The following is a 24,049-nucleotide window of genomic DNA, read 5'->3' as shown; positions in this document are numbered from 1 at the left end:
GCTTATAAAACCTCTGGTCTGGCTTAGGAATACCCGAAGTATAAAGCTCATTTATCCGGTTCCTCATGCCTGATGCTCTTTATACTAAACGCTGTCCGCCCTGTTGAGGTTGGATCATGCCTGCGCCTTTTAAAGTATAAGAGCCAGCTGTATTGCCGGCTCTTATACTTTAGCTTATACTTCTGCTTTCGCTTATACTTCCCTGTTATAGTCTTCGCGGTACCTGCTTCTGATGTAGTCGTCGTTGTTAGGGTTGCCGGAGTTGTAATTACGGGAGGCGCTTCGTTCCCTGTCCAGGTCGCGGTTGTTGTAGCGCGTTGTGCCGTAGCCGGTAGGGTTATAGTCGGCGTTGCCCCTGTTATAGCCCGTATTGGCGCCACTGCGATACGCGCTGCCGCTGTTACTATCACCATAGCTGCCGTAGTTCCGGCTGTTGTAATCTATGTAGTCGCCATAACCGTTCTGCACATTTTCGGAGTAGTAGCTGTCTCTGCCGGAGTCGTTGCGCCGGGTACCCTGGTTGCCGGATTGTCCGTAATAAGAATGCCCGTAGCTGGAGCCGCCGCCATAGGTGCCGCCGCCCTCACCGTAACGGGTTCCGCCGCTGTAATCGCCCTGCGCTCTGGCCCCAAAGTTAGCGGGTTGTCCGCTGCCGTAAGATGAACCGCGCTGCTGCTGATCTCTCCTGTAGAGGTGATAGCTGTTGTAGTCGTTGTTATAGTCGCTGTCTCTGCTGTTATCGTACCGGCTGTGGCCGAAGTCGCGGCCGCGGTCATTCCATTCCGGCCTGTTCTGGTGCTGCCTGTCATCGCGGCGATTTTGGCTGCCTCCTCCGCGTTGGCTGCCATAATATTGCCTGCCGTAGTTTTCCCGCGCACCATAATCCCTGTAATCATCCTCATAGTTTCCTGACATAGCTTTGTCGTTTAGTGGGTTAAGATCATAACATTCTTTTTAACGCAGCCGCTGCAGGCTTGTTCTGCCAAAGCTGTTAAAAGCACTCCTTACGGCTGCTCCCGGATTTGATAAAGTATGGACTGCCGGTTCCTGTTTTTTGGCAACGACAACTGCGTGGAAAAAAGCAGAATACCTTTGCCGTGAAGGCACCACTTCCCAGAAGCAGAACCCCGCTTATCAGATTAAAATGTTAACTCATTATGCCTGCACCAAGTATAAATTCTTTCAGACAAATAACTGCAATATATGGAGCAAAAGATACACATCGGCACTTCGGGCTGGCACTACAAGCACTGGATGGGCAACTTCTATCCGCCGGAAGTAAAATTAAAGGGTTTTACCGATTACTACATCCGCTTTTTCAGGACCGTGGAAATCAACAATTCTTTTTACAAGCTGCCCTCCTTTGAGACTTTCGCGAACTGGCGTGCCGCTGTGCCTGACGATTTTATTTTTGCTGTGAAAGCCAGCCGCTACATCACGCACATGAAAAAGCTAAAGGAGCCGCAGGAGGGTTTATCGCGTTTATTCAACAATATAAATGCACTCGAAGAGAAATTAGGTCCCATACTTTTTCAGCTGCCGCCCATGTGGAAACTGAACCTGGAACGGTTAAGGGATTTCCTGCGGCTGCTCCCGCCTTACTATCGCTACACTTTTGAGTTCAGGCACCACAGCTGGTATGCACCTGAAGTAATGGATTTGCTGCGGCAGCACAATGCCGCTTTCTGTATTTATGAACTGGAATATCACCTGTCGCCGCTGGAGATAACGGCCGATTTTGCGTATGTGCGCCTGCATGGGCCCGAAGGCAAGTATGCCGGCAGCTACAGCGAAAATGTCCTGCAGGGATGGGCAAACCAGTGCAGGGCCTGGCAGCAGGCCGGCCTGGCTGTATACGTTTATTTTGATAACGATCAACTGGGTTATGCGGCCTTTAATGCCTTGCGTTTGCAGCAACTGGTGCAGGAACAAATCACGCAATCGTGATCGTTATTTATAATGCCGCACCTTGCCCGGTACGGACAAGAAAAAACAAAAGATTATGGATGCTGCGGCAGCGGCTGTATCTTTGCAGCAGCATTTTATTATTAAACAACACTCATGAACAATATAACAACGGATATATGCATTGTTGGCGCCGGCCCCGTGGGTCTTTTTGCTGTATTTGAAGCAGGGCTGCTCAAAATGCATTGCCATGTAGTAGATGCGCTTCCTGCTGCAGGAGGCCAGCTCACCGAAATTTATCCTAAAAAACCAATTTATGACATACCGGGCTTTCCGGAGATACTGGCTGGCGATTTAGTCAAAAACCTGCAGAAGCAAATCGAGCCTTTTCACCCTACTTTCACCCTGGGTGATCGCGTAGAGCACCTGGACAAACAGGAAGACGGCTCTTTTATACTGACAACTTTGGCCGGAACACAGATTGCCTGCAAGGCAGTGGTAATAGCCGGTGGCTTGGGTTCGTTTGAGCCGCGCAAACCTGCCATCGAAAACCTGGAGCAGTATGAGGGGAATGGCGTTACCTACATGGTGCGGGACCCCGAAACGTTCCGCGACAAGCGTGTGGTGCTGGCCGGCGGCGGCGATTCTGCCTTGGATTGGTCCATTTATCTGGCGGGCATGTGCCGCGAACTGACGCTCGTACACCGCGGTACTACTTTCAGAGGCGCACCTGAATCTGCAGATAAAGTAGCAAGTCTGGCCGAAGAGGGACAGCTTAACCTGATCCTGAAATCAAATGTATCGGAAGTACACGGCAACGGGAAACTGGAAAACGTAACGGTGATGATTGACAATGCGACGCCGCAACAGATAGAAACAGATTATTTTATCCCGCTCTTCGGCCTGGTGCCTAAATTAGGTCCTCTGGAAAACTGGGGGCTGGAGCTCGAAAAAAATGCCATCGTCGTAAACACAGTGGATTACTCGACCAATATCCCGGGTGTGTATGCCATTGGCGATATGAACACCTATCCGGGCAAACTGAAGCTTATACTTTGCGGCTTCCATGAAGCGGCGCTGATGGCACAAAGCGCTTATAACATTGTGTACCCGGACAAGAAATTTGTACTAAAGTATACCACCGTAAACGGCATACAGGAAATATAGCATGAAAGACACCATCAACATTTACGTGCAACAGGACAGCGGCGAGCGCACTACCCTGGAGGTCCCTACGGATATGAACCTGTCAGTGATGGAAGTGCTCAAGGCAAATGAGTTTGAACTGCAGGCCCTGTGCGGCGGCATGGCTATTTGTGCGACCTGCCACGTAGAGGTGCTGCAAAGCCCGCCACTGCCTGCACCCAGCGACGACGAAGCCTATATGCTGGAGTCGCTGCCACATGCTACTGAAAGTAGCCGCCTCTCCTGCCAACTGCGTGTATCACCGGAGCTTGATGGCCTGGTGCTGCGCATTATGCCGGAAGCTTAGCAACTATCTAAGCAATCAGAAAGGCCCCGCTTGTGCAGGGCCTTTCTGATTTCAGACTGGCCTTGTAATACTGCACTGTACTCATGCTTCCGCCTGCCTGCTTAGGGCTGTTTGTAGCTTACCACTCTGGCTACAACCGAATCAGCCAGGGCGGGATCTTTAGAGAATAAAACCCAGCCTTCGCGCTTTGATTTCTGCGGCGCAAAGTCGATTTGCATTTCTGCCTTTTCCATTTCTTCACCACCCTGCCACAGCACCATTTCTACCTGTACTACTTCGGCCGTCTTGCCGCCCGTGTTGTGCACCGATACGTGGTAGCGGAAAGGGGAATGTGGCGAAGGATCAGGCTGGTATTCCACGTATAAATCTGGTGTGGCAGGCTTCTGTGTGTAGGTTTTGTAGCCCAGGTAAACAAGTATGGTCAGTACCAGCAACAGGCTCAAGCCAAATACGGCCCACTCCAGCCAGTTTTTTTGGTCTCCCTGCTGATTGTCCTGCTCACTCTGATTGTCTGGTTCTTTGCTCATGCTTTTTAATTTCTGTCAGGTAAATCCGTGTGTTTTGCGGTTATACGCTTGTGATATGATTAAACCCTGCGGCTCGGAGAAAGCGCAAAGTATGATTTTATTTGATTAACAGGCGCCCTGCGGAGGCACCCAATGTGGCAATAACACCCAGCACAATACACTGTGCAAAGGCAACCCAAAAGCTCACATCTTCGAAGCGGCCAAAAAACCAAAGTATAAATGCCGAAGTACCCAGCGCCATCAGGTAGCACACGCAGGTGTCAAAGGTAATGTGGTAGAGAACATCTTTCGGGAATTTTTCAGTTGCGCCTCTAAAATCACTGAAATACACTATAACAATGCTCAGCAGCAGTGATACAACGGCCATCATCAATACATGTATAGGCTTGGCCTCCAGGCTGATAACAAGAATTTCCTCGGTGGGCGCCACGTTGCCGCCCACCACCACAGCGCCGCATATAGCCAGTACAGCCATCCCTAACTTGTCTGTTTTATCTGGCTTTCCGTTGTCAGAACTGCTGCCCGGCCCTCCATCCGGCTGTTTCCCACCGCCGCTTTCTTCGCTGTCCAGTTGCGACTTGCCGATGGATACACCAATAGATACCGCCATCGCTTCAATTATGGTTTTGCCCAATAGTTCTGTCAGTCCCATTGCTGCCGGATCAATGCGCCTGATCATCAGCAACACTCCGAAAGAAATAACTAAGCCAATGCCCATTTCTTCTACCGAATCTATGGCTACTTCGCCCCAGGTGGCATCGGGCCGCATGCCGGCAAAGCGGTTATAGCCAAGTAACAGCAAATAGGTTATCAGTATGAGTATTATCAACTGCAGCGATGTGGCACTTAAGCCTGCCCACCACATTTCCATTGTGTACAGCAGCGGAAAACTGAACAATAATCCGCCGGCAATGCCCCGCGCATAATCTTTCAGCGATTCATATACTGGTCTTTTCATATTCTAATTTCATGATTTAAACCTGTTCTCCTGCTCTTATCCTTGTTTCCGCAGGGGTTTATATAGCATTTTGGATGTATACGGCGGTTATGAATATTGGTATGTATAACGGTTGCTGACCGGCTATCCGGCTGAGGTAAAAAAGTTAGATCTTATACTTACATCCAACAAACAAAATATCATTATATATTTATATCTTGCTTTGGCCCTACAGTTTCTGCCTCTTTACCTTATGGCCTAACTGAATAGCTGGGGTGCAGTTATATATAATCAAGTCCATAATATAACCTAGAAGCAAACATGAAAAAACATTTGATTGCTGCACTCTTAACCTTGTTGGGTACAGGTGCTTTTGCTCAGACACAACAAGGCACGGTGGTGTTGTCGGGAAGTTTAAGTATAGCAAGGCAGGGGTATGGCCACGATATAGGTCCGGAACAGACAAAATCCACGAAAGTGCCAGTGGGCATTTACCCTGCTGCGGGATATTTTGTAAAAGACAACCTGGAGGCTGGAACAGAACTGTTTCTGGGCTACACCAGCCATTCAACCTATAGCAGTGATGCATCAACGTTCCCGGATAAATACCATACCTATGACATAGGACTTGCTCCTTATATTCGGAAATACTGGCCTGTGGCTAACCAGCTTTATCTCACAGGCAAGGCTTCTGCTTCTGCCTCCTACAACTTCTTAAAAGTTGCATCTCCAGATTTTGAATCACAGGTAATGAGCACAGGGCACACACTGGGCCTTAGCCTGTCACCAGGTTTAACTCTTTTCGCTACGGAGCATATCAGCCTGCATGGTTCCCTTGGCATAATTTCTTACCAACGATATGCCCCAAATCCGGAAAATGGTAACATCGTTAGAGAATACCGCTCCAGTAATTTCTCCTTCAGTCTTCTTCCCTCTACTTTTTCTTTGGGTATGAGCTATTACATCCATCAATAAACATCTAAGCTATAGAACTACGTATGAAACACATTTTAATAACCGCTCTATTAGCTCTACTTGGCACGGGTGCTTTGGCGCAAACCAGTCAGGGGACAGTAACTTTATCGGGAGGATTAAGCATTAGTTCGAGCTCATCTGGTACAGACGAAAATAACAAGAACAGGGAGATTAGTTTCAGCATCACCCCGAAAGTTGGATACTTTATTGCCGATAATCTGGAACTTGGGATAAGTTCTACTTATCGTGCTGCTAAATTTAACACCAACTTACCTGGTTATAAATCGGTGACGAAAGAGCATTCCCAGGCTATCGGCACCTACCTGAAAAAGTATTTTATGCTTGGAGATAAAGTAGCTGTACATGCAACTGCAAATTTAAACTACGTCACCACCAGGCAAAAAGCATCTTCGACAACATTCCAGGATATAGGTTCTCAAACCTCTGAAACTTTTTCAGACTTAGATTATTTCGGACTAAACTTCAGCCCGGGCATCACGTTCTTTCCAACTGAGAAAATTGGTTTGGGAGCTTCATTCGGCAATGTAGGATATGGTTACAGAACAGAAAGCAATAGAAGCGAATCCGACAGCTCCAAATCAAATTCCAGCAATATAGGCTTAGACCTGAGCACCAGCTCCCTTGTTTTCAGTTTCAACTACTACCTCAATCGTTGATACGATCACAAGTATAAAAGAGAACACCTGAACAAGTATAGCTTGTTCAGGCGTTCTCTTTTATACTTGCATTTTATACTTGTTCCTGCGGTAATATGTATCAGCACAGAACCAGTTGAGTGTTCTTGCTTTCACTTTATTTTGTCTGCTTACTTACCAGCCACTGGCGAGCACGTCGGCAATGTGCATGGTTTTAATCGGCTTCTTTTGCTTCTGAATATAGGCCTCCAAATGCATGAGGCAGCTGCTGTCGGTGGACACTATAAAATCGGCGCCGGTAGCAATGGCGTTGTCTACTTTCTGCTCAGCCATAGCCGTGGAGATAGCCTCGAACTTAACGGCAAAGGTGCCACCGAAGCCGCAGCAGGTTTCTGTATCCGCCATTTCTACCAGTTCCAGCCCCCGCACATTTTCCAGCAGTGCACGCGGGCCAGCTTTTATCTGGCACTCGCGCAAAGCGCTGCAGGAATCGTGGTAAGTGGCTTTGCCGCGCAGGGCAGCGCCAGGTATATGCGTAATCCCCAGCACATCCGTCAGGAACTCGGTGAGCTCAAACACCTTTTTCTGCATGGTTCTATACTTCACCAGGCTCGACGACTTGACAAAAATATCCTGGTAAGCGTTGCGCACCATACCCACACACGATGCCGAAGGGGCCACAATATAATGGGAGGTTTCGTTTGAGAAATCATCCAGGAACTTGGTGGCTACTTCGCGGGCCTCATCAAAAAAACCGGCATTAAAGGCCGGTTGCCCGCAGCAGGTCTGGTTGGGGTTATAGTTTACCTCACAGCCTACGCTTTCCAGCACCTTCACCAGGCTCATACCCGTTTCCGGAAAGAGCTGGTCTACAAAACACGGAATAAATATATCTACTACTTTTCTGCTTGCCATAATCAAGAAAACACAGCACCCGACAGCCTTAAAGCTTCTGCGAAGGCTGCCTTGTTGAGGTGTAAATTTACGCCAATATTTTCGAAGTAGCTGATCAAATTTTCTGTAGCCATGTTGCCCACCAGTTCGTCTTTGGCCATGGGGCAGCCGCCGTAGCCACGTACGGCCCCATCAAAGCGGCGGCAGCCGGCATGGTAGGCAGCGGCCACTTTCTCTTGCCAGGCAGCGGGATTGGTGTGCAGGTGCGCCCCGAATTCTATACTTTTAAATGCCGGTATCAGGCTGCTGAACAGATAAGTGATGTTCTCCGGGTCAGACACGCCAATAGTGTCGGAGAGTGAAATAATCTTTACCCCGAGCCTGTCCAGATCTTCCACAAACCCGATTACGGTTTCGGCATCCCAGGGATCGTTGTAGGGGTTGCCGAAGCCCATCGAGATGTAAGTAACAAGCGTTTTGCTGTGTTTGTGGCAGATATCCTGTATTTGTGCCAGTTGCTGCATGGCCTCAGCTATACTTTTATTAGTGTTGCGCTGCTGAAATGTTTCCGACACCGACAGCGGAAATCCGAGATAATCAATCTGCCGGTGCTGCGCCGCCTCCCCGGCTCCCCGCACATTGGCCACAATAGCCAGCAGCCCGGAGGTGGTTCCTTCCAGATCCAGGTTTGCCAGCACTTCGGCTGTGTCCCGCATCTGCGGAATAGCTTTGGGCGACACAAAACTGCCAAAATCAATGGTATCGAAACCTACTTTGAGCAGTTGGTTGATGTAGGCAATTTTGGTTTCGGTAGGTATAAACTCCCCGATGCCCTGCATGGCATCGCGCGGGCACTCAATTATTTTCATGGCACTGTCTCCTTTATACTTACCTGTTCTTTCTTTTACTTCGGAAGGCATTTCCCCAAATATACTAATTTATGAAGTTTGCAGGAAAACGTATGCCCGCCATACTTTCAGATGCCGATGTGGTTGGGTGTGCCATCCTTGCGCAAGAACAGGAAACGAGAAAATCAGCCCCGAATGCACATATATTCCCTTGGCCTGCGTATATTCCGCTTAAGAAACAGACCTGTATACTATGGAAGACCTGACGGAATACCTGGAGGAAGACCGCGTGCCCCTGGAAGAAAAAGTAAAACAGTACTTGGCGGTAGAACGCAATATACGCCTGCTGGAAATAGACATGCTCTCGATGCAGCAACACCATGTGGATGAAGATTTCCCGCAAAACCAGCAGGCCGAGGCAGAGCTGCAACTGAGCGTACTCATGCAGCGCTATGAAGAACTGCAGCAGGAAATTATAGCCCTGCTGCCCGGCATAAACCAGTTGGTAGAAATAGACCTCGGCTATGGCCCCAGCTCGGTAGGCTACTTCACCGTAGACCACGAAACATACCAGCCGCTGGACAAACCCGTGCTGCGCGTGGTGCATTAACGCTTGTATGCCGTGCCACAGGTTATACTTATCAACAGCTTCAGAAAGGATGGCTGCACCTCTGCTGGTAACCCAGGTATAAAACGAGCGCATGAGGCTACACCCTGAACCCATCCGGATACAGCACAGCGGGCACCAGCATATGGATGCGCTGGGGCAGCTATACCTGGCCTCATTTCCGAAGCAGGAACGGCGCATACTAGATCAGCTCCGGCAATTGCTGCCGGAACAAGACATGCACATTCATGCCTGGATGCTGGATGGCGCCGTGGCAGGGTTAAGCATACATTGGCCTTTTGAAGATTTTCTTTTTCTGGAGCACCTGGCCATTGTACCTGCCCTGCGTGGGCAAAAGCTGGGCCACCAGGTGGTGCAGTGGTTGCTGGAACAGGCAAAGGGGCCACTGGTGCTGGAAACAGAGTGCTCTACAGATGAGGCCAGCCGCAGGCGCATTGCTTTTTACGAAAGACAAGGGCTGGTGCTTCACACCTCTTTCGCCTATCGGCAACCACCCTATCGAAAAGGCGGCTCACCGGTGCCCATGCACCTGATGACGGGCAAAATACCTGTCGCGGCTTCGGGCCTGCATAACATAGCCGCTACTATCCGCCAGCGGGTATATGAGCGCTTTTATACATAAAGCTGCTGAAAATCAATTTACATATCAGAAAGCTATATAAAAGTAGTTAAAAACCGGCAGCGCTTCTTTTTGCGATGCGTTTACAAAACCTTATCTTGTGCTTTGGAAGCAGCAATGCAGGCCATCCCGGTTTAAACCTTCAGCGACACAATACACACATGGCTCAGTTATACTTCAGGCAGACAACTGTTTATGAGGAGCTGCATACGCCGCTTTCGCTCTACCAGCTGCACCAGCAGATCAGGGAGGAGCTGGAAATGGCGTTTCCGGAGAGCTATTGGGTGGTAGCCGAGGTTGCCCAGGTAACCGCCGATCGCCGCAAAGGTCATTGTTACCTGACGCTGGTTGATAAAGGCGATGATGCCCGGCAAATACTGGCGCAGGCACGGGCTACAATCTGGAACGCGCGTTACCAGATGCTGAGCCGTTACTTTGAGGAAAAAACCGGGCAGCAGCTTAAAGCCGGCCTTAAAATCCTGCTGCAGGCCACGGTGCGTTTCCATGAACTGTATGGCCTTAGCCTTGACATTACCAACATTGATCCCAACTATACCATCGGGGATTTAGCCCGGCAGCGCCAGGAAACACTGAAACGCCTGGAAGCAGAAGGGCTCCTGGAGGCTAACAAGGCACTGGAGCTGCCGCTGGTACCACAACGGCTGGCCATAATTTCCTCAGCCACTGCCGCAGGCTACCAGGATTTTATACACCAGCTGCATCAGAATACCTTTGGCTATACGTTCGAAACGACGCTGTTCCCGGCTACCGTACAGGGCAATGAAGCGCCGGCTTCGGTGAGCCGCGCCATGGCTTTAATAGCAAAGTATAAAGACAGTTTTGATGCCATTGTACTGATTCGGGGGGGCGGTTCGCAAACAGATTTAAGTTGCTTTGATGATTATCACATTGCTGCCGCTATCGGCCACTCTCCGCTGCCGGTACTAACCGGTATCGGCCACGAGCGCGACGAAAGTTTAGCAGACCTGGTGGCGCATACCCGCCTGAAAACGCCCACGGCTGTCGCCAGCTTTCTACTGGATACCTTTCAGGCGGCGGAAGAAACGGCTGACGGCCTTTACGATAGTATCCGCATGTTTTCGGCGCAGCAACTCAAACTCACAGATGATCGGCTGGAGCGCCTGGGCCTGCGCTTTACGAACCAGACAAAAGCCCTGCTGCAGGCCGGCAAAGATCGCCTGGAACAGCTCTCGCGGGGGCTGCTGCTCAAACCTAAAGTTTACCTGGAAGCGCAGAAATGCCATACCAGCGATCTGGAAAAAGATATAGGCGCCCAGACCAAAGACCTGCTGCATGCGCGTGAAATTTACCTGCAGGAGCTTTCGGTATGTGTGGAAGGCAAAAGCCAGCGTTACCTGCACTTAAAAGAGCATGATTTAAACCACCTGGTGCATTGCCTCGAAACAGAAGCAAAAGATAAGCTGAAGCAGAAGCAACTGCACTTTGTAAAGTATGGCGACAAATTACAATACGAAACGCAGCACAAGCTACAGCACGAAAACCACCGCCTGAAGCTGCAGGAGATGAGCATTGAGGCCAACAACCCCGAAAAGCTGCTGCTACGCGGCTATACGCTGACGTTGGTGAACGGCAGGATTATCAAAAGTATAAAAGAAACAAAAAACGGAGATGTGATACAGACAAGAATGCAGGATGGCACCCTCCATAGTATGGTTGTAAATATTGATGAAGATGATGAATAAGGAGCTAAAAGATTTGACTTACCGCGAAGCAACGCAGGAGTTGGAAGAGATACTGCGCGCCATCGAAAATGACGCAGTGGATGTGGACGAGCTGACGCAGAAAGTACAGCGATCGGCACAGCTCATTAAACTTTGCAAAGCCAAGCTGCGCAATGCAGAAAAAGCAATCGATCAGGTTTTTAATGAAGAAAGCTGCGAAGAACCAGCCAAAGCCAGGCCTGAGAGTAAAGCCGGCACAGCAGGCAATACCCTCTTTTAACCTGTTTTAATCCATAAAAAAGAGTCGCCCTGATAGCTAGCAAGGCGACTCTTTTTTATAAGATAAACAGCAATTTTACTCATTACCCTGTCATCAGGGCGCCTCCTGTAGAAGACTCGTGCCGCCGTACCTGCAATAGTTTGGAAAGTATGTTACGGGCCTCTTCGCTGGTATCCAGGTGGTATTTGGCCACCGAATAGGTATTGCCTATTTTTATAGTATAAGCCTCGCGGGGCATTGCTTTAAATATATCTTCGTCTCCCCAGTCGTCCCCGATAGCAAGTACAAACTTATGCGGATACTTGTTTAACCAGAAGCTGCTGGCTTTTCCTTTGCTCACTTCCTGTGCTTTTATTTCAACCGCCATCTGCCCGTCTACTACCTGCAGGTTGCTGTTGGCAGCCAGGAAATTAAGATGGCTCACCAGTTCTCGTGCACGTAGCTCGCCGAGGCCGGTTTCTACCTTGCGGTAATGCCACACCAACGAATACTGTTTCTCTTCGATAAAGGAGCCCGGTGTGCGGTCTACGTACAGGTCCAGAATCAGGCGGATATCCTTCTTCCAGTCATCCATCAGGCTTACCAAGGTTTGCCAGCCTGTGCCGCGCTGCTTTATCCAGACACCATGCTCCGCAATAATATCAATGTTGAGGTGGCCCAGCCAGTCCTGCATGTTTTCTCTTTCGCGGCTGCTCATCACCACCACGCGGTTTTTACGGTCGCTGCTCAACCGTTCCAGCAGACGCATCAGTTCATCGTCCGGCCTTGCCATCAGGGGCTTGTTCTTGTAGTCGATCAAAGCGCCATCATACTCCAGGAAGAACAGGCGGGAGCTTGCAGAATCGTAGGCATCGCTCATCTCCATAAACGTAGCTTCATCAAGGTAACTGGTTGCCAGCGACATCTGCTTGATCTTGACATAAGACAGGCGATCCATAAACATGTTTACCCAGTGGTGGATGTTGTACCGCTTCAGGGTTTCCTGCATGCTGCTCATGTGCGCCTGCTGCTCCTCTTCCGGCATCGTCAGGGCAGTGTGCAGTGCGTCTATCATTTGGTTGATGTCGTTCGGATTGATAAGCAGCGCCTCAGATAACTCTTTGGAGGCGCCAGCCATCTCGCTCAGTATCAATACGCCAGTCTGATCAAGCCTGCTGGCCACATACTCCTTGCATACCAGGTTCATGCCGTCGCGCATTGGTGTTACCAGCGCTATGTCGGCCATACGGTAAAAGGCGGAAAGCGTCTCGAGCGGGAAAGAGCGATAGAAATACTGAATCGGGTTCCAGTTGATGTGGCTATACCTGCCGTTAATACGGCCCACCAGTTCGTCTATTTCTTCTTTTAATTCCTTATATTGATCTACGGCATCGCGGCTGGGCACTACCAGCATCACCAGAGTTACCTTCTCGTGGAATTCCGGGTATTTCTCTAGGAACTGCTCAAAAGCCTGCAACCGCTGCGGAATTCCTTTGGAGTAGTCAAGGCGATCTATCGAAAGTATAATTTTTTCAGCTATCAGATTAGAGCGGTACACTTTATCGCGCTTCTTCACCTCATCCAGGTCGGCAGTTTCAGCATACTTGTCATAATCAATGCCCATTGGGAAAGAGTCAACGAGCAGCGAGCGGTTGTTGATGTTTACCCATCCGTGCATGCTGCCATGCCCCACAATACGGTTTACGGCACTGAGGAAGTGGCGCATATCGTCGTAGGTATGAAAGCCGATGAGATCAGATCCCAGCATGCCTTCCAGTATCTCTTTGCGCCATGGGAGCAACCGGAATACCTCGTAAGACGGGAACGGAATATGCTGGAAAAAGCCGATGGTGCTGTTTGGCAACCTGCTTCTGAGCATGCATGGCAGCAACAGCAACTGGTAGTCGTGCACCCAGATGGTATCATCGGGGCCTGCCTGCTTTACTACTTCGTCGCAATATTTCTGGTTTACGCGCACATACGTTTCCCATAGTTGCTGGTCGTATACTGCGTACTGGCTGAAGTAGTGAAAGGTCGGCCATAGGGTTTCATTGCTGAATCCTTCGTAAAACTCCTTTATTTCGGTTTCGGTCAGGAAAACAGGCCGCATACTTTCCTGCCGCAAATCGTCGGCAATTTGCTTCTGCTTTTCTTCTTCTTCCACCACCAGGCCGGGCCATCCAATCCAGATGTTGTCGTCCTTTTTGTAAATGGATCCCAAGCCCGTAGCAAGTCCCCCCTCACTTGTTTTGTAAGTAAGTGCGCCATCTTTCTCCTGCAGCTTTACCGGGAGCCGGTTCGAAACAATTATAAGTTTTGCCATGTATATTTTTTTAACTCAGGCACTTTGCGGTAACCTGCATAATTTTAGGGCACAGCTACCGGATTCAGATCCATTTTATTACTTAATTGCTCAATTTACTAATCAGTTTTACGGAAAGCAACCCCGCATCGTTCAGCATCTGTAGCCGTTCAGGTGCTATTTTAACCAGACTTATCAGGCTGCAGGCTGTATAACTCCGCTTATACTTCCATCAGTTATACCCAATCTGCCGGTTACCCATGGTGTGGGCCTTCGTGGCTTTAATATAGCAATTTAATCTTATTTCTGCTACTTAATATTTACTCTTTTAGCTACTTCACTCTGCCTGCAGCCCTGTTAACGTTATAGTTACAATACCAGCGCTGCAATAACGCCTGAATTTCTTCTGGACAGGTGCAGGTTCCGGGCATATCCAACAAGTATACGCCGTACTTCTGCCTTCATTTGGCCCTGCCGCAGACTTTAAACAGAAAAGGCAACAAACCAAACTGCCCGTCACCTTTTCTGTTAAACTCTATTTATACTTAAAAACTACTTCCGCAGCTTAAAATATACTACAGAGAGTGGCGATAGCTTTAAGTCCAGCGAAAAAGCACGTCCGTGGTATGGTTCCGGCGCAGAAAAGAGCAGTTCCACGTTGCCCCGGTAGTTACTTCCGCCAAAGCGCTGTTCATCACTGTTAAAGATTTCATCCCACTGCCCTTCTACCGGAACACCCAGCCTGTAATGATCATAAACGGCTGGCGTCAGGTTGCAGACTACCAGAATTATTTCATCCGGGCTGTTGCCTTTCCGCAGGAAACTGATGATGCTGTTGTGCGCATCGTTAAAATCAATCCACTCAAACCCTTGTGGGTCAAAGCTGTGCGCGTAGAACGCCGGTTCCTGTTTGTAAATCTGGTTAAGCACCTGCACCTCCTGCTGTACTCCTGCGTGAAAGCCATACTCCAACAGGTGCCAGTCCAGGCTGCTGTCGTGGTTCCACTCGGTGCTTTGGGCAATCTCGGCGCCCATAAACAAAAGCTTGGCACCCGGGTGGGCGTACATGTAAGCATACATGGCCCGCATGTTGGCAAACCGCTGCCACTCGTCGCCGGGCATTTTTTGTATCAGTGCTCCTTTGCCATGCACCACCTCATCATGCGAAAGCGGCAGCATGAAACGTTCGGTAAAGGCATACACCAGGCTAAAAGTAATGTCGCCCTGATGATAGCGGCGGTAAATAGAATCCTTGGAGAAGTAATCCAGGGTATCGTGCATCCAGCCCATCATCCACTTCATATCAAAACCGAGGCCGCCGTTTTCTACCGCTCCCGTTACTGCAGGCCAGGCTGTAGATTCTTCTGCCACTGTCTGCACATCGGGGAAGCGCTGATGCACTGCCTGGTTAAAGTCTTTGATAAAGGAGATGGCTTCGAGATTTTCGCGGCCGCCATACTCGTTCGGAATCCACTCGCCATGCTTGCGGCTATAGTCCAGGTACAGCATTGAGGCTACGGCATCCACACGCAAGCCATCCACATGGTATTTATCCAGCCAGAACAAAGCGTTGCTTATCAGAAAGGAGCGCACTTCGTTGCGTCCATAGTTAAAGATATAGCTGTTCCAGTCGGGGTGATAACCTTTGCGCGGATCGGCATGCTCGTACAGGTGCGTACCATCAAAGTAAGCCAGGCCATGCTCGTCAGAAGGAAAATGCGAGGGCACCCAGTCCAGGATTACACCAATACCGGCCTGATGCAGCGCATCGATCAGGTACATCAGGTCAAGCGGAGATCCATAGCTGCTGGCAGCGGCAAAGTAGCCTGTAATCTGGTATCCCCAGGAGCCGTTAAAGGGGTGGTACATCAGCGGCATGAACTCTACGTGCGTAAAGCCCATGTCTTTTACATACTGCGGCAACTCTTCGGCTAGTTCGCGGTACGTAAGCGGCCGGTTGTTATCTTCAGGCTTGCGGCGCCATGAGCCCACGTGCAGTTCATACACGCTGTAAGGCTGCGGCTGCCCCTGCTGGTCTTTTCTGCGTTGCAGCCAGTCGTTGTCCTGCCAGTTATTACTCAGGTCCGTTACCACAGAGGCAGTTTGCGGCGGCACCTCGCGGCAGAAGGCAAACGGGTCGCTCTTCTCGACGTGGTACAGGTTGTAACGCGATTTGATATGATATTTGTACAGCATACCCACACGCACATCCGGAATAAAGCCTTCCCAGATACCGGAGCCATCCGCGCGGGGCTGCAAAGGGTGGCTTTCGCGGTTCCAGCCATTAAAGTCTCCCATCACTGAAACCTGCTCGGCATTGGGCGCCCATACAGCAAAGTATACGCCCTGCTTTCCAGCGTGCTCCATGGGGTGCGAGCCGAGTTTCTCATACAAAGTATAATGCTTTCCTTCGCGGAACAGGTGTACATCAAACTCGGTAAAACGGCTGATGTCGTGGTAAATGGCCTTTTCTTCCGCCTGCGGCTGCTCAGCCACTGCGGTTTGCCCGCCGCTGTCCTGTTGGGTAGGAGCAGACGGCTTTGCGGTTTTGCCACCGCGCCCTTTCGGTTTCGCCTGTTCCGGCACTGTGGCTGCGCTTGCTGCCGGCACCGATACACCCGATTCCTCTACCGGCATGTCTGTTTTTTTCCGCCCGCCCCGTTTGGCCGGTGTTTTCCCAGCTGTGGCAGGTGAACCAGGCGTAGCTTCTGCTGCAGGCAAACCTGTTGCCGCCGGCTCTTCCGTTCCTTTTTTAGTTCTTCCACGTTTGGCGGGAGTCTTTCCGGTTGCTTCCGTAGCGCTCTGCTCTGTTGCTTTTGCGTCGGGAGTTACTTTATCAATACCGGTATTTTCGGTTGCGGTGCTTTCTTTTTTCTTCGCCATTACTTATATTTTTTCATGATATACTTAATGCCTCTAATCGGGATGAGCACCCAATCCGGACGGTTATTCAATTCATATCCCAGCTCATAAATTGCTTTTTCGAGCAGGTAAGTCTGCATCAGTATCTCGAAGTCCTCATCTGCAGCAGGCACCAGGCCGGTACCTTTTGTTTTGGCCAGATAGCTATGCATAAAGAAGCCACTGGCATAATGGTACCACTGCTCGGCCCACCCTTCCAGGTAGCCGGTATCCTCTTTGCGCAGGCTGTCCTGCTGGAACAGGGCATTGTAGGCAGCATAGTGGAAAGATCGCATCATACCTGCCACATCACGCAGGGCCGATCGTTTGAGGCGGCGCTCGCTGAAAGAGCGGGCCGGCTCGCCTTCAAAATCAATGATATAAAAATCCTTACCGGTAAACAGTACCTGTCCTAAATGGTAGTCGCCGTGGTTACGTATTTTCTCCGTATCAATTTTGTGGGAGAAAATGCGTTTGAGCCTGCTGAGCACTTCTTCGCGCATCTGCAGCACTTCCTCAGCCTCGGCCCGTACATGTTCCGGCAGGTTAGGCAGGTGCTTCTTTAGACTGTCGAAGTTACTGCGTACCAGTGAGGTAAGCGAGGAGAAGAGCGACCGCTGGTAATGCAGCGAGAAAGCCTCGGGGGTAAAATCAGGATTATCTGTGGCCGATACCAGCGCCAGGTGCATTTCTGCTGTACGCTGGCCCAGCAGTTCTACCCGTTCCACATGGGCGCCGCCAATCTGCATCTGCACTTCCTCCGGCACTTCTGAGAAGGCCAGCGGCTGCGACAGGGTACCCACCGTAGGCGCCAGTGCCTGGCGCTCGCTTTGGGTGAGCACCCGTTCGTAAAAGCGCCGCAGCGCATCCTCCATATAGCTCCAGGCATCGCCCTGGTTGGGCACCAGTTCCTGCAGCATCACCAATACCATCGGCGGCTTGCCTGTCTCCTGTTGCTCGATAGAACCCAGGTAACGCGGCACATTCGGAAAATGCAGCACATCGGTCAGCATCTGCACAACCTCCACATCCGGGTTCATGGTTCTATCCAGCTTGCGGTATACTTTCAGAAACAGGCTGTTGTCGTAAATAATAGAAGTATTGCTTTGCTCTGCGCTCAGAATTTTTGAGGTAAAAGGCTGCGCGGCATTCTTTATTTCGTTTGCGACGCTGCGGTGGCTGAAGCCTTCAAGCTCGCCCAAATCGCCTTTTACTTTTTTACGCTTGGCCATCAGTTGCAGCAGCATCTGGCGGAAGTCCTCGCTATAAAGCGCATCGTACAGAATACCCTCCTTGCCATCTACGGCCACGCGGGCTATTACGCTGTTCGGGAACTGTGTGCGTAGTTCCTGCTCCTTATCGCCTGTGGCAAATGCAACCGGCAGCTGGTACAATTCGGGCAATCCCTCGTTGTAGCTTACCTCCACAAACAACAGCAACGTATTCTGCCCGTCAACAGGCAAACTCATACTGTTTACCACCTGCATGCGCTGGATGGTACGCGCTTTGCCGCCAAACCAGCGGCGCTTTACAATATAGTCAGGCAGTACGCGTGCTTCCAGTGCTTTGAGCGTTTTGGCTCCCAGGCCATTGCGCAGACTGCCCAACTGCAGGGCAGGGCGCTGCTGCTCTTCATGTGTTTCACCGATTGCTTCCACAGACTTCAACTCCAGCCAGTAATAGCCATGCGTGCCTATGGTAAACAGGTAGCTATCGTCTTTTATGATCGGAAACTTGTTTTTGCTGAAAACTTCTACCGGCACATATCCTTTAAAGTCCTGTAAGTCCAGCTCCACCGCCTCCGGGAAGCGCGAAAGGTTGGCAATTACCAGTATGGTTTCGTCCTCATACTGGCGTATAAAGGCAAGCACTTTGGAGTTTACGGGATTCAGGAATTTTATAGTTCCGCGCCCAAAAGCTTTGTAGCGCTTGCGCATGTTAATGGTGCGGCGCATCCACCAGAGCAGCGAAGTGGCATTGTGGTTCTGAGTGTCTACATTAATCGACTCATACTTGTACTCCGGGTCGATGATAACGGGCAGGTATAATTTCTGCGGATTGGCATCTGAGAAACCGGCATTGCGGTTGTCGTTCCACTGCATGGGGGTGCGCACACCGTCGCGGTCGCCCAGGTAGTAGTTATCGCCCATTCCTATTTCATCGCCATAGTATACGACCGGCGTGCCGCGCATGGAAAAGAGCAGCACATTAAGCAGCTCTATTTTGCTGCGATCGTTGCCCAGCAGCGGCGCCAGGCGGTGCCGTATACCCAGGTTAATGCGTGCCAGCGGATCTTTGGTGTATACTTTATACATGTAATCGCGCTCCTCGTCAGTAACCATCTCCAGCGTCAGCTCGTCGTGGTTACGCAGGAACATGGCCCACTGGCAGGTTTCTGGTATGGCCGGCGTCTGGTCGAATATATCGATGATGGGGTACCGATCCTCCATCTTTACCGACATAAACAGGCGCGGCATAATGGGGAAGTGGTAGTTCATGTTGCACTCGTCGCCATTGCCAAAGTACGAGGCAGAGTCCTCCGGCCACATGTTCGCTTCGGCCAGCAGCAGCTTACCGGTATATTTCTTGTCTACGTGGGCGCGCAGCTTTTTAAGGAAATCATGCGTTTCGGGCAGGTTTTCGCCGTTGGTACCTTCGCGCTCAAACAAGTATGGTACCGCATCCAGGCGGAAGCCGTCCACGCCTAAATCCAGCCAGTAGTCCAGCATCCTGAACACTTCCTTCTGCACTTCCGGGTTATCATAGTTCAGGTCCGGCTGGTGCGAGAAAAAGCGGTGCCAGTAGTACTGTTTCGCCACCGGGTCCCAGGCCCAGTTGCTCTTCTCGGTGTCCGTAAAAATAATGCGGACATCTTTATACTTGCTCGGATCGTCCGTCCATACATAAAAGTCCCTGTGCCTGGAGCCTTTGCTGGCGCGGCGTGCCCGCTGAAACCAGGGGTGCTGGTCGGAGGTGTGGTTGATAACCAGCTCGGTAATCACTTTAAGCCCCCGGCGGTGCGCCTCCTTTACAAAGAGCTTAAAGTCATGCATGTCGCCGTAAGACGGGTTGATGTTGTAGTAATCGGCAATGTCGTAGCCGTCGTCGCGCAGCGGTGAAGGATAAAAGGGCAGCAGCCAGATAGCCGTTACCCCCAAGTCTTCGAGGTAATCCAGTTTTTGCATCAGCCCCTTAAAATCGCCGATGCCGTCGCCGTTGGCATCTTTAAAAGCCTTGATGTGGAGCTCGTAAATAATGGCGTCTTTATACCAATGTATGTTATCGTCTAACTGTTCTTTTTCGTCAGCCATAGTGGTGGTCAAAAGGTTCTTAAATAGTTGAGGTATGATGGTTGTCTGGCAGCCAGGTATCGTCTAAATTATCGTGCCCCATGCCGGGGTTGGTCGTTTCGATGCGGAACACGTGTACCGGCATTTCGTGCGGGCGCAGCTCCACAAAGTTCCATTCCGAAGTCCAGGTATACTTGTGCTCCGAGAGCAGGTCGTGTACCTGGTATTGCTGATCCTGCGGCATTCTCAGTTGCCAGAGCGGCACTTTCACCCAACCAGCCTGTGTGTTGTATGGGTCCAGGTTAACGACAACCAGGATCTTGTTTTTAAAATCGCTGCTCCACTTTACATAGCACAACAACTGGGGATTATCGGTTTCGCCGAAGGCAATGTTCCAGGTAGTTTGCAGCGCCGGGTTTACTTTACGTATTTTGTTGATGAGCGTGATAACTTCCCGTATCTTGGTCAGTTTGCCCCAGTCCCAGTGCACCACTTCATACTTCTCCGAGTCATAATACTCCTCTTTGCCGGGCACCGGGGTATTGATGCCGAACTCGTACACGGGACCGTACAAGCCGTAGTTAGACGATAAGGTCGCGGCCATCACCACGCGCGTAATATGGGCAGCTTCACCACCTTCCTGCAGCGCGTAAGGCAGAATGTCAGGGGTATTTGGCCAGAAATTAGGCCGGAAATATTCGCGCAGTTGTGTCTGCGTCAGTTCCTGCATGTACTCCTTCAGTTCCGCAGCGGTATTGCGCCAGGTATAATAAGTATAGGATTGTGTAAAGCCAATTTTGGCCAGTTGTTCCATCACACGCGGCCGCGTAAAGGCTTCTGCCAGGAAAATAACCTGCGGGTAATTTCTATGTATCTCCGCAATCACCCACTCCCAAAAACCAAAAGCTTTGGTGTGCGGATTATCAACCCGGAAAATAAATACGCCCTGGTTGATCCAATGCAGCAGGATACTCTTTAATTCCTGCCACAGATTTTGCCAGTCTTCGGTTTCAAAGTTTACCGGCAGCACGTCCTGGTATTTTTTCGGTGGGTTTTCAGCGTACTGCACCGTGCCGTCGGGCCGCCATTTAAACCACTGCGGATGCTCTTTTACATACGGATGGTCAGGAGAGCACTGTATGGCAAAATCCAGCGCTATCTCAATACCATGCTCCCGCGCCTGCTGTACAAAATTCCGGAAATCATCCAGTGTACCCAGCTCCGGCAGGATGGCTTTATGACCGCCCTCTTCGGCCCCGATAGCCCAGGGAGATCCTGGTTCGCCGGGCTCTGAGGTGGCCGAGTTATTTTTCCCTTTCCGGAAGGCGCGGCCAATCGGATGTATGGGTGGCAGGTAAATTGTATCGAAGCCCATTTCGGCAATGCGCGGCAGCAGGCGTTCGCAGTCTTTAAAAGTGCCGTGGCGCCCGGCCTCCTGTGCCGCCGACCTCGGGAAAAACTCATACCAGGTGCTGAACAGGGCTTTGTGCCGCTCTACATCCAGTGGCAGTATTTTGTTGTAGGTGGTCACATTGCGGCGCTCGCAACAGGCGTGCATCAGGTCGCTTACTTCCTGGCCTGTGGCCCAGGTTACAGCGTCGGCGGGCGAGTTGTTGCTGCGCAGTTGTTCCGCCCATTTCCGCAAGCGCTTTTGCTGGCCGGGCTTCGCTGTGGCAGCGGCCTCCTCCAGCAACTGTGCCCCGATTTGCAGCTCCACCGTGATATCCTGGTTTGCTTCAAATTTCTTCTTCAGCCCTTTTTGCCAGGTATAAAAATGATCCACCCAGCCCTGCACCGTATATTCATACCTGCCCATCGTGTCCGGGGTAAAAGCCGCCTGCCAGCGGTCGTTGCCCAAAAAGCGCATGGGCGCCTCGTTCCAGTTTTTCTTCTTTGAATGGCGGTAAAGCACTTGCGCCTTCACTTCGTCATGGCCATCGCCGAAAACGTCGGCCGTTACCACCAGTTCCTCTCCCACTACGCGCTTCGCCGGATATCTGCCACAGTTTATTTCTGGTTGTACATGCTCGATAACAATTCGCTTGGTTCCTTCCAGTTCTTCCATGTAATAAGTTTGTTTATGCTTATGTCTTAGGTACTGTGCTGCGGCAATTAGGTTACGTACAGTTTGTACCTGGCCCCGATGTATGCCATCAGCCTGCCGTAATATCTCAGTTTATACTTTTAAATTTACCTGCTTTTTTAGCGAAAAGCCCACAACTAAATTCTTTTTAGCCAGTTATAACAAGCTGTGTTAAAAACGAGTGTAATATGGGAATTTTAAGAGAGATTGGCGCAACGTATACACCTGAAAAAGGAACAGTATTTACTGTATGGGCCCCGCAAGCAGAGCAGGTACAGGTAGCTTTGCACGGCTCCGCCAACCAGAAAATACCGCTGCAACGCGAAGCTTTCGGCTATTGGACAGCCCTGGCCGAAGAAGCAAAACCGGGTACCCGCTATACTTTTATATTAAATGATGATCTGGAAAGGCCCGATCCTGCCTCGCGCTTTCAACCGGAAGGTGTGCACCAGGCATCCGAAGTAACAGACCAGCATAACTTTAACTGGACAGACCGGAACTGGACAGGGCTGCCGCTGGAACAACTTATCATTTATGAGCTGCATGTGGGCACTTTTACGGAGGCAGGCACTTTCGAAGCCGCAATCAGCCAGTTACCGGAACTTAAAGATTTAGGCATCACAGCCATCGAGATAATGCCGGTGGCGCAGTTTGCCGGCAGCCGCAACTGGGGCTACGATGGTGTATATCCTTTTGCCGCCCAGAATTCCTACGGCGGGCCGGAGGGGCTGAAGAAGCTGGTGGATGCCTGCCATGCACATGATATTTCGGTGGTGCTGGACGTGGTGTACAACCACCTGGGGCCGGAAGGTAATTACCTCAACGACTTCGGGCCATACTTTACCGGCAAGTATAACACGCCCTGGGGGAAGGCCCTCAACTACGACGATGCACAGTCGGACCACGTACGCAATTACTTTCTGCAGAATGCCCTGATGTGGCTGCGCGACTACCACATAGACGCCCTGCGCCTGGATGCCGTACATGCCATTTATGATACCGGCGCTAAGCATTTTCTGCAGGAACTGGCAGAACATGTACAGGAACTGGAGCAGCAGACGAGCCGTTCTTACCTGCTTATTGCCGAAAGTGACATGAGTGATGTGCGCCTGCTAAACCCTGTTGAAAAAGGCGGTTACGGACTGGATGCGCAATGGTTTGATGATTACCACCATGCCATTCATACTTTGATAACGGGCGAAAAGGAAGGTTACTACGAAGACTTTGGCAAGCCCGAACAATTGCAGAAGGCGCTGGAGCATACGTTTGTGTATAACGGCCTTTATTCGGAACATCGACAGAAAACAGTTGGCACCGACGCTACTTTTAACCCGGCGCAGCAGTTTGTGGTCTGCTCTCAGAACCACGACCAGGTAGGTAACCGCATGCTGGGTGAGCGCCTGGCGCAACTGGTGTCTTTCGAGATGCTGAAGGCTGTGGCGGGTCTTATTCTGTTGTCGCCGTATGTGCCCATGCTGTTTATGGGTGAGGAGTACGGCGAGGAGCATCCGTTTTTATACTTTGTAAGCCATACAGACAAAGATCTGGTGGAGGCGGTGCGCAAAGGGCGCAAAGAAGAATTTAAAGCTTTTTCCTGGGAAGGGGAAGTACCTGATCCGCAAAGCGAGGAAACCTTTAAGAAATCAAAACTGCAACGCAGCTACAGGCAAAACGAGCAGCAGAACCGGCTGCGGGAGTTTTATAAGGCGCTTATCCACTTACGCAAAACTGCTCCTGCCCTGGCCAAGCCTGACAAACAGAAAATGCACGTGCAGCTGGATGCTGATAATCTGGTGCTGCACCTCATCCATTTCAGCAGCAAACCGTACCTTTACTGTCTGTTTAACCTAAGCGACGCAGAACAGCAGGCAACACTGGCGCCACAGGAAGGAAAAGAATGGGAACTGCTGCTGACATCTGCAGACAAAGTATGGGGCGGCCCCGGCGCTGACATTCCTGCAGCATTACAGGCCGGGCAACCTATCTCACTTCCTCCTGCATCGCTGGTGCTGCTTCAAAGCAAAGTATAA

At 50.7% G+C, this 24,049-nt stretch carries 19 protein-coding genes; 10 read left to right on the top strand and 9 right to left on the bottom strand.

Features of this window, described 5'->3' with window-relative positions; genetic code table 11:
- Positions 1-192 precede the first annotated feature (192 nt).
- Entirely contained in the window at positions 193-915 is a 723-nt protein-coding gene (locus I2I11_RS14170; RefSeq protein WP_196268388.1) for a hypothetical protein, read from the bottom strand.
- 288 nt (positions 916-1,203) lie between these two features.
- On the opposite strand from I2I11_RS14170, the gene I2I11_RS14165 reads away from it, so the two are divergent.
- The 3 genes from I2I11_RS14165 (at position 1,204) to I2I11_RS14155 (ending at position 3,397) form a co-directional block, all read left to right on the top strand.
- A complete protein-coding gene (locus I2I11_RS14165) occupies positions 1,204-1,947 on the top strand; it encodes a DUF72 domain-containing protein (RefSeq protein ID WP_196268387.1) in 744 nt (247 codons plus the stop codon).
- Between the two features lie 114 nt (positions 1,948-2,061).
- Positions 2,062-3,072 carry an NAD(P)/FAD-dependent oxidoreductase gene (locus tag I2I11_RS14160; protein ID WP_196268386.1) on the top strand — a complete coding sequence of 337 codons (1,011 nt, stop codon included), beginning with the start codon at positions 2,062-2,064 and terminating at the stop codon, positions 3,070-3,072.
- Between the two features lies 1 nt (position 3,073).
- On the top strand, positions 3,074-3,397 hold the full coding sequence (locus tag I2I11_RS14155) for a 2Fe-2S iron-sulfur cluster-binding protein (protein WP_196268385.1): 324 nt from the start codon (positions 3,074-3,076) through the stop codon (positions 3,395-3,397).
- A 101-nt stretch (positions 3,398-3,498) separates the two neighbouring features.
- On the opposite strand, the gene I2I11_RS14150 is transcribed toward I2I11_RS14155, so the two are convergent.
- Entirely contained in the window at positions 3,499-3,924 is a 426-nt protein-coding gene (locus I2I11_RS14150; protein WP_196268384.1) for a hypothetical protein, read from the bottom strand.
- Between the two features lie 97 nt (positions 3,925-4,021).
- On the bottom strand, positions 4,022-4,882 hold the full coding sequence (locus I2I11_RS14145; protein ID WP_196268383.1) for a TIGR02587 family membrane protein: 861 nt from the start codon (positions 4,880-4,882) through the stop codon (positions 4,022-4,024).
- Between the two features lie 300 nt (positions 4,883-5,182).
- Here I2I11_RS14145 and I2I11_RS14140 point away from each other — a divergent pair, with 300 nt between their 5' ends.
- Both I2I11_RS14140 and I2I11_RS14135 read left to right on the top strand, forming a co-directional pair.
- Entirely contained in the window at positions 5,183-5,836 is a 654-nt protein-coding gene (locus I2I11_RS14140; RefSeq protein WP_196268382.1) for an outer membrane beta-barrel protein, read from the top strand.
- A 23-nt stretch (positions 5,837-5,859) separates the two neighbouring features.
- The gene (locus tag I2I11_RS14135) at positions 5,860-6,513 is read left to right on the top strand and encodes an outer membrane beta-barrel protein (protein WP_196268381.1); all 654 of its coding nucleotides are present in this window, start codon (positions 5,860-5,862) and stop codon (positions 6,511-6,513) included.
- A 153-nt stretch (positions 6,514-6,666) separates the two neighbouring features.
- Here I2I11_RS14135 and I2I11_RS14130 read toward each other — a convergent pair whose 3' ends face one another.
- Both I2I11_RS14130 and I2I11_RS14125 read right to left on the bottom strand, forming a co-directional pair.
- Positions 6,667-7,407, bottom strand: coding sequence for a (Fe-S)-binding protein (locus tag I2I11_RS14130; RefSeq protein WP_196268380.1), 741 nt, complete (start codon positions 7,405-7,407; stop codon positions 6,667-6,669).
- Between the two features lie 2 nt (positions 7,408-7,409).
- Positions 7,410-8,255, bottom strand: coding sequence for a hydroxymethylglutaryl-CoA lyase (locus tag I2I11_RS14125; protein ID WP_196268539.1), 846 nt, complete (start codon positions 8,253-8,255; stop codon positions 7,410-7,412).
- 232 nt (positions 8,256-8,487) lie between these two features.
- On the opposite strand from I2I11_RS14125, the gene I2I11_RS14120 reads away from it, so the two are divergent.
- From I2I11_RS14120 to xseB, 4 genes are all read left to right on the top strand, one after another.
- Positions 8,488-8,844: a hypothetical protein gene (locus tag I2I11_RS14120; protein ID WP_196268379.1), complete on the top strand. Its 357-nt coding sequence runs from the start codon at positions 8,488-8,490 to the stop codon at positions 8,842-8,844.
- Positions 8,845-8,935: 91 nt separating this feature from the next.
- Positions 8,936-9,484, top strand: a complete 549-nt coding sequence (locus I2I11_RS14115) for a GNAT family N-acetyltransferase (protein ID WP_196268378.1) — start codon at positions 8,936-8,938, stop codon at positions 9,482-9,484.
- 158 nt (positions 9,485-9,642) lie between these two features.
- Complete coding sequence (gene xseA / locus I2I11_RS14110) at positions 9,643-11,205, top strand: exodeoxyribonuclease VII large subunit (protein WP_196268377.1); 1,563 nt, start codon at positions 9,643-9,645, stop codon at positions 11,203-11,205.
- Entirely contained in the window at positions 11,195-11,464 is a 270-nt protein-coding gene (gene xseB, locus I2I11_RS14105) for an exodeoxyribonuclease VII small subunit (protein WP_196268376.1), read from the top strand. Before xseA ends, xseB begins: the two co-directional genes overlap by 11 nt.
- 82 nt (positions 11,465-11,546) lie before the next feature.
- Here the strand turns inward: xseB and I2I11_RS14100 are convergent, their stop codons facing one another.
- From I2I11_RS14100 to I2I11_RS14085, 4 genes are all read right to left on the bottom strand, one after another.
- Positions 11,547-13,766: a bifunctional alpha,alpha-trehalose-phosphate synthase (UDP-forming)/trehalose-phosphatase gene (locus I2I11_RS14100; protein ID WP_196268375.1), complete on the bottom strand. Its 2,220-nt coding sequence runs from the start codon at positions 13,764-13,766 to the stop codon at positions 11,547-11,549.
- A gap of 531 nt (positions 13,767-14,297) precedes the next feature.
- Complete coding sequence (glgB, locus tag I2I11_RS14095; RefSeq protein ID WP_196268374.1) at positions 14,298-16,628, bottom strand: 1,4-alpha-glucan branching protein GlgB; 2,331 nt, start codon at positions 16,626-16,628, stop codon at positions 14,298-14,300.
- Positions 16,628-19,957 (bottom strand): maltose alpha-D-glucosyltransferase, encoded by a 3,330-nt coding sequence (gene treS, locus I2I11_RS14090; protein ID WP_196268373.1) that lies wholly within the window; start codon positions 19,955-19,957, stop codon positions 16,628-16,630. The genes glgB and treS overlap by 1 nt, the downstream gene beginning before the upstream one ends.
- Before the next feature lie 19 nt (positions 19,958-19,976).
- Positions 19,977-22,001 carry an alpha-1,4-glucan--maltose-1-phosphate maltosyltransferase gene (locus tag I2I11_RS14085; protein ID WP_196268372.1) on the bottom strand — a complete coding sequence of 675 codons (2,025 nt, stop codon included), beginning with the start codon at positions 21,999-22,001 and terminating at the stop codon, positions 19,977-19,979.
- A gap of 206 nt (positions 22,002-22,207) precedes the next feature.
- Between I2I11_RS14085 and treZ the strand changes: the two genes are divergently transcribed.
- Positions 22,208-24,049, top strand: a complete 1,842-nt coding sequence (treZ, locus tag I2I11_RS14080) for a malto-oligosyltrehalose trehalohydrolase (protein WP_196268371.1) — start codon at positions 22,208-22,210, stop codon at positions 24,047-24,049.

Origin of the sequence: Pontibacter rufus (genome assembly GCF_015694705.1) — a bacterium.
GTDB lineage: Bacteria > Bacteroidota > Bacteroidia > Cytophagales > Hymenobacteraceae > Pontibacter > Pontibacter rufus.
The sequence above is the reverse complement of the archived record's forward strand: the minus strand, read 5'-3'. Positions and strand labels throughout refer to the sequence as shown.